11 protein-coding genes and 1 tRNA gene are annotated in these 15,034 nt (G+C 62.4%); 8 read left to right on the top strand and 4 right to left on the bottom strand.

All coding sequences use genetic code 11. From position 1 onward, the window contains the following. Positions 1 to 30 precede the first annotated feature (30 nt). Together J3474_RS00795 and J3474_RS00790 are read right to left on the bottom strand one after the other, a co-directional pair. Positions 31 to 1,059 (bottom strand): phasin family protein, encoded by a 1,029-nt coding sequence (locus tag J3474_RS00795; protein WP_242528118.1) that lies wholly within the window; start codon positions 1,057 to 1,059, stop codon positions 31 to 33. 442 nt (positions 1,060 to 1,501) lie between these two features. Continuing rightward, positions 1,502 to 3,364: an alpha/beta hydrolase gene (locus J3474_RS00790; RefSeq protein ID WP_207092774.1), complete on the bottom strand. Its 1,863-nt coding sequence runs from the start codon at positions 3,362 to 3,364 to the stop codon at positions 1,502 to 1,504. Positions 3,365 to 3,540: 176 nt separating this feature from the next. Between J3474_RS00790 and J3474_RS00785 the strand changes: the two genes are divergently transcribed. Together J3474_RS00785 and J3474_RS00780 are read left to right on the top strand one after the other, a co-directional pair. Continuing rightward, the gene (locus J3474_RS00785) at positions 3,541 to 4,740 is read left to right on the top strand and encodes an LL-diaminopimelate aminotransferase (RefSeq protein ID WP_013832225.1); all 1,200 of its coding nucleotides are present in this window, start codon (positions 3,541 to 3,543) and stop codon (positions 4,738 to 4,740) included. Between the two features lie 147 nt (positions 4,741 to 4,887). Continuing rightward, the gene (locus J3474_RS00780; protein ID WP_242528117.1) at positions 4,888 to 5,658 is read left to right on the top strand and encodes a DNA-binding response regulator; all 771 of its coding nucleotides are present in this window, start codon (positions 4,888 to 4,890) and stop codon (positions 5,656 to 5,658) included. A 24-nt stretch (positions 5,659 to 5,682) separates the two neighbouring features. On the opposite strand, the gene J3474_RS00775 is transcribed toward J3474_RS00780, so the two are convergent. Continuing rightward, positions 5,683 to 6,207: a molybdenum cofactor guanylyltransferase gene (locus J3474_RS00775; RefSeq protein ID WP_207092773.1), complete on the bottom strand. Its 525-nt coding sequence runs from the start codon at positions 6,205 to 6,207 to the stop codon at positions 5,683 to 5,685. 169 nt (positions 6,208 to 6,376) lie between these two features. On the opposite strand from J3474_RS00775, the gene J3474_RS00770 reads away from it, so the two are divergent. The 6 genes from J3474_RS00770 to J3474_RS00745 all read left to right on the top strand — a co-directional run bounded on the left by J3474_RS00770 (position 6,377) and on the right by J3474_RS00745 (position 14,343). After that, positions 6,377 to 6,450 (top strand) — tRNA-Cys (locus J3474_RS00770). 455 nt (positions 6,451 to 6,905) lie between these two features. Next, on the top strand, positions 6,906 to 8,489 hold the full coding sequence (locus J3474_RS00765) for a tannase/feruloyl esterase family alpha/beta hydrolase (RefSeq protein WP_207092772.1): 1,584 nt from the start codon (positions 6,906 to 6,908) through the stop codon (positions 8,487 to 8,489). A 377-nt stretch (positions 8,490 to 8,866) separates the two neighbouring features. Continuing rightward, on the top strand, positions 8,867 to 11,311 hold the full coding sequence (locus J3474_RS00760; RefSeq protein WP_207092771.1) for a TonB-dependent receptor: 2,445 nt from the start codon (positions 8,867 to 8,869) through the stop codon (positions 11,309 to 11,311). Positions 11,312 to 11,337: 26 nt separating this feature from the next. Continuing rightward, entirely contained in the window at positions 11,338 to 12,246 is a 909-nt protein-coding gene (locus tag J3474_RS00755; protein WP_013834204.1) for a VOC family protein, read from the top strand. Beyond that, the gene (locus J3474_RS00750) at positions 12,243 to 13,358 is read left to right on the top strand and encodes an FAD-dependent oxidoreductase (RefSeq protein WP_207092770.1); all 1,116 of its coding nucleotides are present in this window, start codon (positions 12,243 to 12,245) and stop codon (positions 13,356 to 13,358) included. The genes J3474_RS00755 and J3474_RS00750 overlap by 4 nt, the downstream gene beginning before the upstream one ends. Before the next feature lie 19 nt (positions 13,359 to 13,377). Continuing rightward, a complete protein-coding gene (locus J3474_RS00745; RefSeq protein ID WP_207092769.1) occupies positions 13,378 to 14,343 on the top strand; it encodes a fumarylacetoacetate hydrolase family protein in 966 nt (321 codons plus the stop codon). 43 nt (positions 14,344 to 14,386) lie between these two features. Here J3474_RS00745 and J3474_RS00740 read toward each other — a convergent pair whose 3' ends face one another. Continuing rightward, positions 14,387 to 15,034, bottom strand: a complete 648-nt coding sequence (locus tag J3474_RS00740; RefSeq protein WP_013834207.1) for a TetR/AcrR family transcriptional regulator — start codon at positions 15,032 to 15,034, stop codon at positions 14,387 to 14,389.

The raw sequence follows: 15,034 nt of genomic DNA, 5'->3' as shown, positions 1-15,034 counted from the left end.
CCACCCGGTCGGCCATTATGCGTGCAATCCTTAGAGCGAGGTCTGGCGGACCTTCTCCATGGCCATGCTGACGCGGCCCGAGATCGGGGCCATCACGTCGCTCATGAGCTTGAGCATGGCTTCGCTGTTCTTCGAGCTGTAGGCGACAGCGCTGTCGAAGTTCTTGCGCATCATATCGCCCTGGATCTTGAAAAAGTCGGTCGGCGACTTGGCAGCGGCGAGTTCCTTGATGTCGCCCGACATGGTTTCGAAGGTCGAGCGACCTTCCGAAACGATCTCGGAGCCAAGGCCCTGCATGCCTTCGGCGAAGATCTTGCCGGATTCCATGACGGCTTCGACGTTGCCCTTGGTGAATTCGTTCACTTCACCCATCATGGTGGTGCTCTTTTCGAATGCGGCCTTGGCCTTGGCCTGGGCCTCGGTCATCGCCTGCTGAATTCCTGCGAAGTTAGCGCTCATGTCCATTGATTGTTCCTCGAGCATGAAGTTGGTGAAAAGTCCTGCGAATACGGGTGACTTGGCATCGACGGTCTTGGGCGCCGCCTTGGTTTGAGGTGCTGCGGGCTTGGCCGTAGCAGGCTTTACCTTTGCGACCTCCAGCGCCGGCTTGGCCGGAGCGGCCTTGACCGGAGCGACGGGTGCCGGCTTCGGCTTGGCAACCGCAGCTGGCTTCGACTTGGCGGCGGCAGCCTTGGGCTTCACCGCAGTCTTGGGTTTGACGGCCGCCTTGGGGGCAGTCTTCGCCTTGGGCGCGACCTTGGCCGTCGCGGCGTCGGACGTGTCAGGCGCCGCAGCTTTCGTTTCCACGACCGGAGCCGCTTCGGGCTTGGCTTCCGTGGCCGGAGTTTCTTCGGGCTTGGATGCTTCGGTCGGGGTCACTGCAAGCTCATCCTTTTTCGCTGCTGATTCCTCTGGAGCGGCTTTCGCCGCCGTCGCCTTGGCTGACGGCTTGACGGATTTCCCGGCCTTGACCGAAGGCTCATCCGAAGCAGACGCTGCCGCCGCTTCGTAAGCCTTTTCGGCAAGCGCCTTACCCTTCTCGTCTTCGGTGCCGGCCATACGCTTCAATCCTGCTTTCCGCATTCTGCGGTCGGGCCAACTGCAGCCCGATTCGGTAGTCAGCGATTCGAGAGTTCTGTTTGTTGCGTTGCACAATACGATCTCGCACAAGCGAAGTCAATATCGAAATTGTGCGCTGCACAATAAATGCTGCGATGCAGCAATCGCGCCCGGACAAGGGATCCGGTGCGGGGCGGCAGTCCTCTCTCCAATGTCGCGCCGCAGCGCGCTGCCGATGCGACATTACCGAATTCGGCACCGCATGGGTATCCGCAATTTCCGAAGGGTTCGTGACAGTTGCGCGGAACAGCCGATTAAATTTCGGTAGCGCCGGTGATCATCGCATCACTACGGACAGGTGTTCACCGGCAACGTGCCCCCAGGAAGCGCACAGCACCGGGCGGAAACGCACCCCGCCCGGCGCGCCCTGACAGCGGCCCTATCAGCGCGTCATCACGTAGCGACCCGGCGCGTCCTCGATGACCTTGTCGCCGCGTCCGCCCGGGCGCCGCTTGCCGCGCGCGGAGACTTCTTCGTTGCCATGCGCACGAATCCACTCAATCCAGTGCGGCCACCAGCTACCCGGGTGCTCCTTGGCTCCGGCGACGAATTCCTCAAGCGTGTCGGGCGATCCGTCGTGTGTCCAGTACTGGTACTTGCCCGAGGACGGCGGATTGACCACGCCTGCGATATGCCCGGATCCTGCCAGCAGGAAGGTCTGCGGCCCGGAAAGGTAATGGGTAAACTTCCAGACGCTCGACGGCGGCGCGATGTGATCCTCGCGACCGGCCTGGACATAGGCCGGCGTGGAGATGCGATGCAGGTCGATCGGCACCCCGCAGGCGCTCAGCGAATCCGCCACGACAAGCCGGTTGTCGCGGTAGAGATCACGCAGGTAATCGCGATGCCAGCGCGCCGGCAGGTTGGTGACGTCGCCGTTCCAGTGCAGCAGGTCGAAGGCAGGATATTCCTCGCCCTTGAGGTAATTCTTCTCGACGTAGTTCCAGATCAGATCGTTGCCGCGAAGGATATTGAAGGTGGCCGCAAGATAGCGTCCGTCGACGTAGCCCTCCGGCGAAAGCTGGCCGATCGTCTCGATCTGCTGGTCGTCGACGAAGACCTTGAGGTCGCCTGCCCCTTCAAAATCGACCTGGGCGGTAAAGAAGGTCGCGCTGGCAACCTTGTCGGCCTCGCCCTTGCGCGCCAGCACGGCCAGCGTCGCCGCCAGGGTCGTCCCGGCAACGCAATAGCCGATGGTGTGGACGGCCGGCACCTTCAGCCTCTCGCGCACGTGGTCGATCGCGTCGATCTGGGCCTGGATGTAGTCGTCCCACAACAGGTCCGCCATCGAGGAGTCGGCAGACTTCCAAGAGACCATGAACACGGTCAGCCCCTGCTCGACCGCCCAGCGCACGAAGCTCTTCTTCGCGTTGAGGTCGAGGATGTAGAAGCGGTTGATCCACGGCGGGAAGATCACCAGCGGCGTTGCCAGCACCTTGTCGGTGGTGGGCGTGTACTGGATGATCTGGAACAGGTCGGTCTCGTGAACGACCTTGCCCGGCGTCACCGCAATGTTCTCGCCCAGCTTGAACGCGGCCGGGTTGGTATGCGTCAGTTGGCCCTTGCGCAGGTCGTCGAGCATATGCTCGAACCCGCGGATCAGGCTCTCGCCGCCAGTCTCGTTGGCTTTGGCCAGCGCCACCGGGTTGGTAAGCGGAAAGTTCGCCGGGCTCAGTGCATCGACAATGGTCTTCGCCGCGAACATCAGCTGCGCCTTGCGGCCCGGCTCGATGTCCTCGATCGCCTCGGCGTGCTTCATCACTTGCGAGGACAACAGGAGGTAGAGCTGGTGCAAGACCGCGAAGATCGGCTTGCTGCGCCACTCCGGATCGGCGAAGCGCCGATCGCGAAGCGGCATATGGGGATCGCCCTTCGCTTCCTCGAATGCACGCGGTCCCATGCCGTATTGGCCGAGCACGGCCGTCAATACGGCGATGACCTCGTCCCACAAGCCCTGCTGCACTTCCGGGTTGGAGAGCGGCAGCTGGCGCATCACGGCCTCGAGAGTCGCGATCCACTTCACCGGGTCGGTGTAATGCGATTTCTCACCCGACGCCTTGCTCAGCTGCTCGACCTGAAATTCGGTCCAGATCGACTGCAGGCGCGCTGCCACTTCCGCCCATTGGACGGCCTTTTCCGCGCCCTGGGAACTTTCTGCAGGCAACATCTGACCGAAGAGAGTCGCCATGCCCTTGGCCTGGCTGCGAAGCATATCCGAGAACACTTCCGTAGCATCAGTAGCCATGAATCACGAAACTCCCTTGGTTCGTGACCTAGTCTTAGTTGCACTGCACAAACTGTCGACCCCCCTTCTGGGCAAGATCCTTGCGCAATCCACGCGATCGGCATTTGCGCCGCGCGCGTAATCCCCTACAGGAAGCCACGCGGCAATCCCGCCGCCATCATGGATTTATCGAGGTCATGGAAGACGAGTTCTACCGCATCAAGCGCCTGCCGCCCTACGTCATCGCCGAAGTCAACGCGATGCGGCACGCAGCACGCCAGGCGGGACGGGACATCATCGACCTCGGCATGGGCAACCCCGACCTGCCGCCGCCGCAGCACGTGATCGACAAGCTGTGCGAAGTGGCGCAGAAGCCCGATGCCCACGGCTACTCCGCTTCTTCGGGCATTCCGGGCATACGCCGCGCCCAGGCGAACTACTATGGCCGCCGCTTCAACGTCGACCTCGATCCCGAGACCGAAGTGGTGATGACCATGGGCTCGAAGGAAGGCCTGGCCAGCCTCGCCACGGCGATCACCGCGCCGGGCGATGTCGTGCTCTCGCCCAATCCCAGCTACCCGATCCACACTTTCGGCTTCATCATCGCCGGGGCGACGATCCGCTCGGTGCCGACGACGCCGGACGAGCGCTACTGGCAGTCGCTGGAACGCGCGATGGCCTTCACCGTGCCGCGCCCGTCGATCCTGATCGTCAACTACCCGTCGAACCCCACGGCCGAAACCGTCGACCTCGCTTTCTACGAACGCCTCGTCGCCTGGGCCAAGGAGAACAAGGTCTGGATCCTGTCCGACCTTGCCTACTCAGAACTCTATTACGATGGACAGCCGACCCGTTCGATCCTCGAGGTTCCGGGCGCCAAGGACGTTGCCGTCGAGTTCACCTCGATGTCCAAGACCTTCTCCATGGCAGGCTGGCGCGTCGGCTTCGCCGTCGGCAACGCGAAGCTGATCGCCGCGCTCAAGCGCGTGAAGTCCTACCTCGACTACGGCGCCTTCACGCCGATCCAGGCTGCCGCCTGCGCAGCGCTCAACGGCCCGCAGGACATCGTCGAGAAGAACCGCGAACTGTACCAGAAGCGCCGCGACGTCATGGTCGAGGCCTTCGGACGCGCCGGGTGGGAAATCCCCAGCCCCAAGGCCTCGATGTTCGCATGGGCCCCCCTGCCTCCTGCCCTCAAGGAGATGGGCAGCCTCGAGTTCTCGAAGCAGCTTCTTACCGAAGCCGAAGTCGCGGTCGCGCCGGGCGTCGGATACGGCGAGGACGGCGAAGGTTTCGTGCGCATCGCCATGGTCGAGAACGAGCAACGGCTGCGCCAGGCCGCCCGCAACATCAAGCGCTTCCTGACCTCCAAGGGGGTCAACACACCAGGCACCTGAGGGCCTCAAACAGGCCGACATGGTATTTTCTCACATAAAAAACTGTGATTGATGTGACATTCCTGTAAGTTTTTATGTGTTGTTTTTGAATGCTCAAGTCCGACAATCTGCGTGCACGAGTTGAAGGCCTGCACGGAGATGGGGGAAATGATGGCCAGCCTGGACACCGCCAAGAATGCCGACCAGCGCAAGGGAGCCAAGCAAGGCTTCTGCTGGTTGGCCTCGGGCGACATACCCAAGGAACTGGATCTGCGGCGGTCCGGCTGGAAGCTCGTCGAGCGCGACCGGCCGAGCGAGGAATGCATCGGCATCTTTCATGCCGCCGGCCTCGACAACATGGGCTGGATGCACATCCTCGCCTCGTTCGGAGTGGAAATGCGGCGCCACGTCCTGGTAACGGGCGTGGAGCTTGCACACGAACGGGCCACGCTGCTGCAGATCGGGTTCGGCGACGTCGTTTCTTCGGATATCAGCCTCGAGGAACTGGAAGCCCGGGCCAGCCGCGTCGCCGAGGCGCTGCAATGGCTGCCGCGGCATCGCAAGATCGGCTCCCTCTCGCTCGACCTGCTCGCGCGAGAGGCCTTCGGCGACGACAAACCGCTCAATCTCAACCCGCGCGAATTCGCCCTGCTATGGCGCCTCGCGGACTGTGTCGGCCAAACCGTCAGCAAGCAGTCGCTGATCCAGGACGTCTGGCGCATGGGCTTCGTGCCGGAGACCAACAGCATCGCCGTCCACATGTCCCGGCTGCGGCGCAAGCTTTCCTTCGTGGAGCTGTCGGGCATGATCGAGACAAGCTCGCCCGGCGGTTATCGCCTTACCCTGCCCGACGATCACGAAGAGAGTCGCGGCGTCCACTCGCAGTACGGCAAAGTGGCCCCGGCGGGCTCCGGACAGGCCCGCGCCTCCAAGCACTGACTAAAATGCGCGGCGCGCGTCATCCTAGGCCTTGCCCGCGATCGCGGAGAGGTCCGCCGGCGTGTTGATGTTCGGGATCGCGCCGTCGATCTTCACCTTGCGCGCGCCGATCCTGTCGGCGAAGCGCAGCATCGAATGCTTCTCATCGCTGTGGAGCAGCGCTTCGATCGACTTCGTCGCCGAGGCCGGCCAGAGGCCGATCACCGGCTGATCGGCCAGACAGGCCGGTGCTGCGCCCAGAAGGTCGAGCAGGTTGTCGGGCAGGGACGCAACATCGACGCCGCAAGTCAGCACCGTTTCGTAGCCCTCGTCCCGCGCGTGATGCAGGGCCGCGGCGATGCCGCCCAAGGGGCCCATCCCGGGGCGCGGCCAGTCCGGCAGGGTCGGCGCAGGCGCCGTCTCGCGCCCGACCACGATCACGTGATCGCACAATCCTGCAAGCGCATCGACCGCCAGGGCAAGCAAGGTGTGCCCTTCCAACTCCGCCAGAGCCTTGTCACTGCCGAAACGACTGGATTGTCCACCTGCAAGAACGGCTCCAAGGATCATCAATGCGGCTCCACCTGCGGCCCCGCCAAGGCCGGCGCGGCAATTCGAGCCCAGCGTAGCGCAACGAAGCCCTTAGCCAAACGATAGTTTTCAACCGACGCGCGAATCGGATTGCGCCCGGCCCTGAGGGTTGCTAGGGGCGCACCTCCACAGGAACACCACCTTGGATGGCCCGATGGCGGAGTGGTGACGCAGCGGACTGCAAATCCGTATACGCCGGTTCGATTCCGGCTCGGGCCTCCATCAATCGAACTTCTGATTTAACTCACTTAAAGTTTGAGCGTCCTAACCTTGTTTGGGGTTACGCGAAGTGAGGCCGTGTGTACTTCTGGTATAGCCGCATCAGGAATTTGACCTTGAGGCGCGAGATCCAAGACGTCGATTGCTTCATCGATATACCTGGCATGAACATGGGTATATCGCTGCACCATTGCGAGTGTCTTGTGTCCGCCGCTCCACATCTTCTGAATGGTCGGCAAGTTCCCCCTATCGCGTGTCCTGTGCGGGCAGCGCACGCCTCTCGAGCATAAGCTGCGGAGACACCTTGTACAATTTGTCACTTCCTCTGGGGCGGACCCTCGAACTAACTATCGCTTGAACTCTCATGCCGAAGGAATGTGCGCAGCCGATACGGACTGCCAAATGACCTTTGTACGGATGAAACAAGCAGCCGAGGCCGAGAAAGCCGGGAGACCGCAGTGACGATTTTACATACCAAGGGCATTCTTGCCATCACTGCCTCGACTTGCGCGCTGGCCCTCGCAGCCCCGGCCCAGGCGGCCTGTGCGGACCTGGCCAGTCTCGCCATTCAGGATGGCAAGGTCACCAGCGCCGAGATCGTCTCCAAAGGAGATTTCGAGCCGCCTGCCGGCTCCGGTCTGCCGCCCGGCGTTGCCGCAGCAAGCTATTCGGATGCGCCCGCCTTCTGCCGGGTGCGTCTGAGGCTGGCGCCTTCGTCGGACTCGGACATCAACAGCGAGGTCTGGCTGCCGCTCAAAGGCTGGAACGGCAAATACGCCGGGGTCGGCAATGGTATTTGGGCCGGCTCTATCAGCTTCGCGGAACTGGGCCGCAATATTGCGCGCAACTATGCCACGGCCGCTACCGACACGGGCCATGTCGGTAATGGCATGACGGCCGAATGGGCCGTGGGACATCCGGAAAAGCTGATCGACTTCGGCTACCGTGCAGTACATGTGACGACCGTCGCGGCCAAACAGGTAATCAAGGCGTTCTATGGCCGCGCGCCGGATCTTTCCTTTTGGAACTCCTGCTCGACGGGCGGCAGGCAGGGCCTTATGGCCGCCCATCGCTATCCGGAGGATTTCGACGCGATAAGCGCCATGGCTCCGGCCAATCCGATGACGGACCTGATGACCCAGAGCATGTGGCAGGGCTGGCAGCCGCAGCGCTTCAATGTGCAGATCACGCCCGCCGATCTGGGAATGGTTCACGCCGCCGCAGTCGCGCAATGCGATACGCTGGATGGGGTCAAGGATGGGTTGATCGGCCGGCCGCAGCAATGCAGCTTCACCCCTACCAGCCTGCAGTGCAAACCCGGGCAGACAAAAGGCTGCCTGAGCGCAGGTCAGGTTTCCGCCATTGGCAACTTCTATGGCGGAGTGCGCGCCACGGACGGTACGCAGTTGTTGCCAGGCTGGCCAATCGGTTCGGAAATGCAGCTTGCCGCACTGGTCATGGGCACCGAGCCTTTCCCCGTTGCGATGAGCTATTTCCGCGACCTGGTCTATGGCGGAAGCGATCGTTGGGATTGGCGCGCGACCGATTATCGCACCTTGGCGAACGACGCGCGCCAGTTCGGCGCCGGTATACTCAATGTGCCTTCGGACGGGCTCGGTCAGTTCTTCGCGCGTGGAGGCAAGCTGCTATTGAGCCATGGCTGGACCGATGGACTGATCCCGGCAACCAATACTCTGCGCTTCTATCGGGACCTCTACTCAGCGCTCCCGCAGGAAGTCGCGCAGGACCAACTTCGCCTGTTCATGGCGCCCGGCATGGACCACTGCTCGGGCGGCGAGGGCCCGAGCGAATTCGACACGCTCGGCACTATCGACGAATGGGCGGAAACCGGCAATGCGCCCGATCGGATCGCCGCCACGCGCCCGACCCGGGCCGCAACCTTTCCGGGACAACCGCCCGCCCTGCCACGCGCACCGATGGAACGGCCGCTCTGTGCTTATCCATGGGTTGCGCAATATGACGGCAATGGCGATCCATCGTTGGCCACCAGTTTTACCTGCGGCATGCCCGACGATCTGTGAAGCAGCGCAAGGATAGCTGAGCGGGTGGCTTCGCGTCCTGGCAACCGCGAGGACATGAAGCCGCCTTCCTGTTTTCGCCCCTCGCAGCCGTCCACGCGGCCCCGCAGCGCGACTGTCCTCTTCGCTGCGGGCCACGTCGTAATTGCGCCCACTGCATTATCGCATCCTGAAACGGCTGCAGTGAATCGGGCGGAACTTCGCTGAAAACATGACAGCGCAAGGGCTCGATGAGGACTTTTGCCAAACCGAACCCGCCGGGCCCGGGAGGGCGTCCAGGCAGATAAATTCGGTGTTGATCGGGCTCATTATTCATGATAGCGGGAATAAATAATTCATTCACCAAGGAATAATGTGGTGGAAGCAGAGGGGAGAGTGGGATGAACGTCTTACATCGTAGCGTGTCTGCACTTGCGATTTGCACGACCATGGTGCTGCCGCAGATTGCTGTCGCGCAGGAGAGCAATGCACAGGCTCCACTAGGAGGTCTGGAGGAGATCGTGGTCACTGCCCAGCGCGTCAGCCAGAGCGCTCAAAAGGCGCCCTTGCCGGTCGATGTGGTAACGAGCGCGGACCTTCGTCAGCAGATCGTGACGCGGGCGGAGGACTTGTCCCGCACCTCTCCGGCGCTCGCCACCGTCGGCGGCGCGGGCGGCACGACTACTTTCTATGTGCGCGGCGTCGGCAACAACACGGTGAACGCCTATTCTGACCCGGCAATCGCGTTCAACTACGATGGGGTCTATATCGGCCGCCCCAGCTCCACCTCCGGCATGTTCTACGATCTCGCACGGGTCGAAGTGCTCAAGGGGCCGCAAGGCACGCTCTACGGCCGCAATGCGACCGGCGGCGCGATAAACGTGATCCCTAACAAGCCGCGCCTCGGCGAGGTCGGCGCCGACGCCACTATCGGCTATGGTAACTACAACTGGTGGACCGCCCAAGCCGCGGTCAATGTCCCAGCGGGCGAAGCGGTGGCCATGCGATTGGCGGGTACGCTGTCCCGGCACGACGCGTTCATGAGCGATGGCACCGGCAACCAGCGGGAATATGGTGCACGCTTCCAGATCTATGCCGAGCCTGACCCGCAACTGGATCTGCGCATTGCCGCCGACTATGCCCATCAGGGCGGCGCCAGTTCCTCGAGCTATTATGTCGGCTCCGTGGATCCGACCTTCGGTCCGAACGGATTTGCCGGCTACGAATACACGCGATCGGGCTTCTCGAGCCTGCAAGGCCTGGGCGATCCGGCATCCCAGGCATACCTCGCCTCACGGTACATTCCGCAAGTCGGTCGCGCAGGTGCGGTAAGCGATGGCACGCCGTCGAACGACAACGACTACTGGGGCGTGACGGCGGAACTCAACTACAAGACCGATATCGGCACCCTGACAATCCAGCCCGCCTGGCGCGAGGCGCACATCGATTACCGCTTCGCCAACATATTCCGCGAGGGCGGCTCGAAGGAAGACGATCGTCAGGCAAGCATCGAGGCGCGCTGGGCGGGACAGGCCGGCCCTCAGATCGACTACCTGCTTGGCGGCATATATTTCGATGAGAAGATCGGCGCCACGGCCTACTATAACCAGTGGACGCTTTCGCCCTTCCAACAGTTCGATACGCACACCAAATCCTGGGCGGGCTTCGGCAAAGTCACCTTTCGTCCCGTCGAACGGCTGAGCCTGACGGCAGCGGGACGCTATACATCGGATCGCAAGTCCTTCGACGGCACCTCGAACGTCTATATCCTGTTCTGCGGCAATCCTGCATTGGGCAATAGCTGTCCGACGCTGCCGTTCATGCCGCTCGCAACCAGCGGCGCTGAGGTCGAGAGCTTCTATGGCGCGGCAGGTATCCCGGTCACGTCAGTTCCGCTCTTCGTCTTGCCCGATGCCATCGGCGGTTCCCAAACGGCGCCATTCGTGTTGCGCTCGCCCATCGTCATCAATTCGTCCCTGAAGGACAACAAGTTCACCTACCGACTTGCGGCGCAGTACGATTTTTCGCCCAGCAACATGGTCTATGCGAGCTTCGAAACCGGCTATCATGCAGGCGGATTCTCGTTTGCGCGGGGGCTGGACAGCTATGAACCCGAAACGCTCGACGCCTATACGCTCGGTTCGAAGAACCGCTTCCTTGGCAATCGCCTGCAGCTGAATGTCGAGGCGTTCCTCTGGAAATATCGCAACCAGCAATTCAGCCAGTTCGGATACGATCTGGGCGATCCGCCCTCGACCGTGCTGCTGACCCGGAACATCGGCACCAGTACGATCAAGGGCGTCGATCTCGATGTTGAGTTCCAGGCAACGCCCGATACGCTGCTTTCCGGTAGCGTCCAGTATCTGGACACGAAATACGACAGCTTCGTCTATTATGCGCCGAATCAGGGCCTGCCGCCCAAGACGGCCTGCGGCTACAGCCCAACGACGCAAACCACGCCTGGCGGTTCGGTAGTCAACGTCTTCGAGATCGATTGCTCGGGACGGCAGGCCTTCAACGCGCCGCGGTGGTCCTTCACGGTCAACGGCGAACAGACCGTGCCGCTCGGCGACCTCAAGCTCGTACTGCAGGCCGGAACGCGATACCGCAGTTCCACCTACTTCAGTGCCGATTACCTGCCTTTCCTCAAGAGCAAGAGCAATTTCGTCACCACACTGTCCGCCACCCTGGCCGAGGCAAGCGATCGGTGGTCGATCACAGCTTACGCATTCAATGTCACGGACAGTCGGCGCCTGGTGAACGGGGTTATCAACAGCGCCGACCTATACGTAGCCGATGCCGAACAGCCGCGCACTTACGGACTTCGCGCCAGCTTCCACTATTGAGGGTAACCCGTCCTGAGAGGACCGAAATGACAGTATCAGTAAACGATCTTCAATATGTCGCGCTTGCCGTGCCCAATCTCGCGGCGGAGCGGACTTTCTTCAGCAAGACCTGGGGCCTCGAGGAAGTCGCTGAGGTGGATGGCAAGGTCTATTTCGCCACCGCCGCCTCCCCTCACCCCTATGTGATCCGGCTGCGGGAGGACGAAGAAAAGAAGACCGACCTGATCGGCTTCACCGCCAACAGCAGGCCCGATCTCGACGCATTGTTCGCGCAAGTGAAGGCAGCGGGCGCAAAAATCATTACCGAACCCGGTCCGGCCGCCGGTCCGGGTGGCGGATACGCCTTTCGCTTCTTCGATCCCGATGGCCGCGCGCTGGAGATCGTTGCGGATACAACTCCGCGCGCAATACGCAAAGTCGATGAGCATGAGGCGATCCCTCTGCAGATCAGCCATGTCGTCCTGCACTCACCGCAGCATGCGGAGCTGGAACGCTGGTATCGCGAAGTTCTTGGCTTCCGTCTGTCGGACTGGCTGGGAGACTTCATGGTCTTCCTGCGCTGCAATCCGGCCCATCATCGCCTCGCGATCCTGCCCGGCCCGCCCGCGCTCAACCACATCGCCTTCGATGTCGCCTCCATCGACGCACTGATGAAGGGGCTCGGACGCATGACACAGGCGGGCGTCCATCTACAGTGGGGACCGGGCCGGCACACCGCCGGTAACAACACCTTCAGCTACTACTCGACGCCCAACGACAACACTGTCGAATACACCTCCGATCTCGAAACGGTGGACGAGGAAAGCTGGCAGCCCACCGTCTACAAACCGGGCCTGGAGGTAATGGACCAGTGGGGCACCGGGCGCATCATCCCGGGCAATCGCCCCCATGCGGAAATGGCGCCGGACAAGGGCCTGTGGCAGGTGCCGGCATGATTGCGACTGCGCTGGTCATCGGCGGCGGCATTGGCGGCATGACGGCCGCACTTGCGCTGGCTCGCCAGGGCGTCACTGTCGAATTGATCGACGCGGATCCGAACTGGCGGGTTTACGGTGCGGGCATCAGCGTCACGGGACTGTCGCTGCGGGCTTTCGACGATCTGGGCATCCTGGATGAAGTGCGCGAGCGCGGGCACGTCGGAGCCGGGATGCGCGGACGCGCTCCGGACGGCACGGTCCTGTTCGAGACCCCGGTGCCGGAAAACCCGGCGCCGATCCAGTCGGGCGGCGGGATCATGAGGCCCGTGCTGCATGACATCCTGTCCGCGCGGGTGCGGGCGGAAGACATCGCAGTGCGCCTGGGTGTGCGCGTGGATCGGCTCGAGGATGACAGCGAGGGCGTCGACGTTCGCTTCGACGATGGCGCTGCTGGCCGATACGATCTGGTCATCGGCGCAGACGGCATCAACTCCCAAACGCGTCAGACTGTCTTCCCCAAGGCCCCTGCACCGCGCTTTACCGGGCAAGGTTGCTGGCGCGCCATCGCTCCGCGTCCGGCGGGGTTCGACCGTGCTGAAATGTTCTTCGGCGGTCCGGTCAAGGTGGGTTTCAACCCGGTCTCCGACACGGACATGTACATGTTTGTCCTCGAGCATGTACCGAATAATCCCTGGTTTTCAGAGGATATGCTCGTCGATCACCTGAAGGACCTGCTGGCCCCGTTCGGGAGTTACGTCACCGAGGTACGCGAGGGCCTGGGGCCGCAGTCGTTGGTCAATTATCGTCCACTCGAATGGCTGCTGCTCGACGAACCCTGGCACAAGGGTCGCGTCGTGCTGATCGGCGATGCCGTCCATGCAACGACGCCGCACATGGCATCGGGCGCGGGCATGGCAGTAGAGGACGGGCTGGTGCTCGCCGATGAACTGGGACGGCACGACGATATCGAGACGGCGCTGGCAGCCTTCGTGGCCCGGCGGATCGAGCGCGCGCGGCTCGTAGTGGAAAACTCGGTGCGCATTGGCGAGATCGAAATGACCGGAGGCGACCAGGTCGAAGCCAACAGAATGCTGGGCACCACCATGGCCCAGCTCCAACAGGCCTATTAGGTGATCCCGGGAGTTTGACATGAGCGACTTTGGACTGGCGACTCTGGCGCTGGACGGCAAGGCGCAGCCCGTCCTGGTCCGGGACGGCAAGGCCCTGCCACTCGCCCGGCACGGCCTGAAAGACGATCTTCTGGCCCTTCTCGACGACTGGGATGCGACCTGCGCAGCCATCGAAGGGTTGGACGAAAGCCTCTGGGCCGATGCGGTTCGCTTCGACGAGCGCGCCGCGCTCGCGCCCTTCATTCCCCGGCAGGTATTCTGCGCCGGGGCCAATTACCGCAAGCACGTGGTCGGCCTGATGATGGGCGATCCCTCGATGCGAACGGCCGAGCAGGAGAACATGACTCCAGAGGAAATACGTGCCAATGCCGAGAAGGTGATGGACGCAAAGGCTGCGACCGCCACGCCCTTCTGTTTCATCAAGCTGCCGTCGAGCGTGATCGGTCCGAATGACACGGTGATCCTGCCCCACAATGTCGAGAAGCCGGACTGGGAGCTGGAACTGGGCGTGGTAATCGGCAAGCGTTGCCGCCACGTGACGCCCGAGACTGCCATGGACTACGTCGCCGGCTTTGCCGTGGTCAACGACATCACGGCGCGCGAACTCCTGTTTCGCCGTGACGGTTCCGCGATCGGACCGGATTGGCTATCGGGCAAGAGCTTTCCGACCTTTCTTCCCTTCGGTCCGCTGATCGTGCCGAAGCAGGCTATCGCAGACCCGTACAATCTCGGCATCCGACTGTCGGTGAACGGCAGAGTCTATCAGGACGAGAGCACGGCCGACATGATGATCAGTATCGAACGCCAGATCGCCTTCCTGTCCGAACGGGTCGTGCTTCAGCCCGGCGACCTCCTCTGCACCGGCTCTCCCTATGGTAATGGCTCTGCCTTCGGGGTCTTCCTGCAGCCGGGCGATGTGATGGAAGGCAGCATCACGGGCCTTGGCAACCAGCGCAATCCCTGCGTTGCCGAAGAGATGCCGTGAGCGGGCCAGGCCACAAGTCGCCTTCGTGCGAGGTCCGGTTGGCTCAGGACTCGCGCCGGCGCAACCCGTCCAGCAGAACACGCACGACAAAGGCCTCGTAGCGCTTCTCCAGCTCTGCGAGGTCCTCCCCCTCGGGCGCCAGCATCTTCACCACGGATGCGCCGGAATGGAAGAAGTCACTCATGCCGACGATCGCGAGATGGAGAAAGAGCGGATCGTAGTCCGCCAGGGAGTCACCATCATCGCGCTGCTTGATAGCCTCGTAGACGGAAACCGGCCGCTTCTGCCATTCGCGCAGCTTCTGACGGATCTCCGGCGATTTCGCCTCGCTCAGTTCATCCGTCATCAGCCGCTGCATGTATTTAGCCGATCGGGTGAAGGCGAAGGCGGCGTGAATGAACGCTTCCAACTGGTTGACCGGGTCGATATCGGCGTCGCTGCTCAGGTCTTCAGTCGGATGGGCGAGCCGCTGCGCGACTTCGAAAAGCAGGGATTCGCGATTGCCGAAATAATAGCGGATCAATGCGGGATCGACGCCGGCCTCGCGCCCGACCGCGGCGATCGTGACTTGCGCGGGAGGCAGATCCTGCAATAGCTTGCACGTAGCTGCGATCAACGCATCGCGCCCTACGCCGTTCTCGGAGGCGATCGGTCGCCCCTGTCCGCGCTTCTTCGATTTCCTGGTCGTCAT

Source organism: Novosphingobium sp. PY1 (genome assembly GCF_017312445.1).
GTDB lineage: Bacteria > Pseudomonadota > Alphaproteobacteria > Sphingomonadales > Sphingomonadaceae > Novosphingobium.
Note: the sequence above shows the minus strand (reverse complement) of the source record. Positions and strands in the feature narration are given on the sequence as shown.

Coding starts and splice junctions, on each gene's coding strand:
- J3474_RS00795 (WP_242528118.1), bottom strand. CDS start 1,059: ATGGCCGGCACCGAAGACGAGAAGGGTAAGGCGCTTGCCGAAAAGGCT.
- J3474_RS00790 (WP_207092774.1), bottom strand. CDS start 3,364: ATGGCTACTGATGCTACGGAAGTGTTCTCGGATATGCTTCGCAGCCAG.
- J3474_RS00785 (WP_013832225.1), top strand. CDS start 3,541: ATGGAAGACGAGTTCTACCGCATCAAGCGCCTGCCGCCCTACGTCATC.
- J3474_RS00780 (WP_242528117.1), top strand. CDS start 4,888: ATGATGGCCAGCCTGGACACCGCCAAGAATGCCGACCAGCGCAAGGGA.
- J3474_RS00775 (WP_207092773.1), bottom strand. CDS start 6,207: ATGATCCTTGGAGCCGTTCTTGCAGGTGGACAATCCAGTCGTTTCGGC.
- J3474_RS00760 (WP_207092771.1), top strand. CDS start 8,867: ATGAACGTCTTACATCGTAGCGTGTCTGCACTTGCGATTTGCACGACC.
- J3474_RS00755 (WP_013834204.1), top strand. CDS start 11,338: ATGACAGTATCAGTAAACGATCTTCAATATGTCGCGCTTGCCGTGCCC.
- J3474_RS00750 (WP_207092770.1), top strand. CDS start 12,243: ATGATTGCGACTGCGCTGGTCATCGGCGGCGGCATTGGCGGCATGACG.
- J3474_RS00745 (WP_207092769.1), top strand. CDS start 13,378: ATGAGCGACTTTGGACTGGCGACTCTGGCGCTGGACGGCAAGGCGCAG.
- J3474_RS00740 (WP_013834207.1), bottom strand. CDS start 15,034: ATGACGACCAGGAAATCGAAGAAGCGCGGACAGGGGCGACCGATCGCC.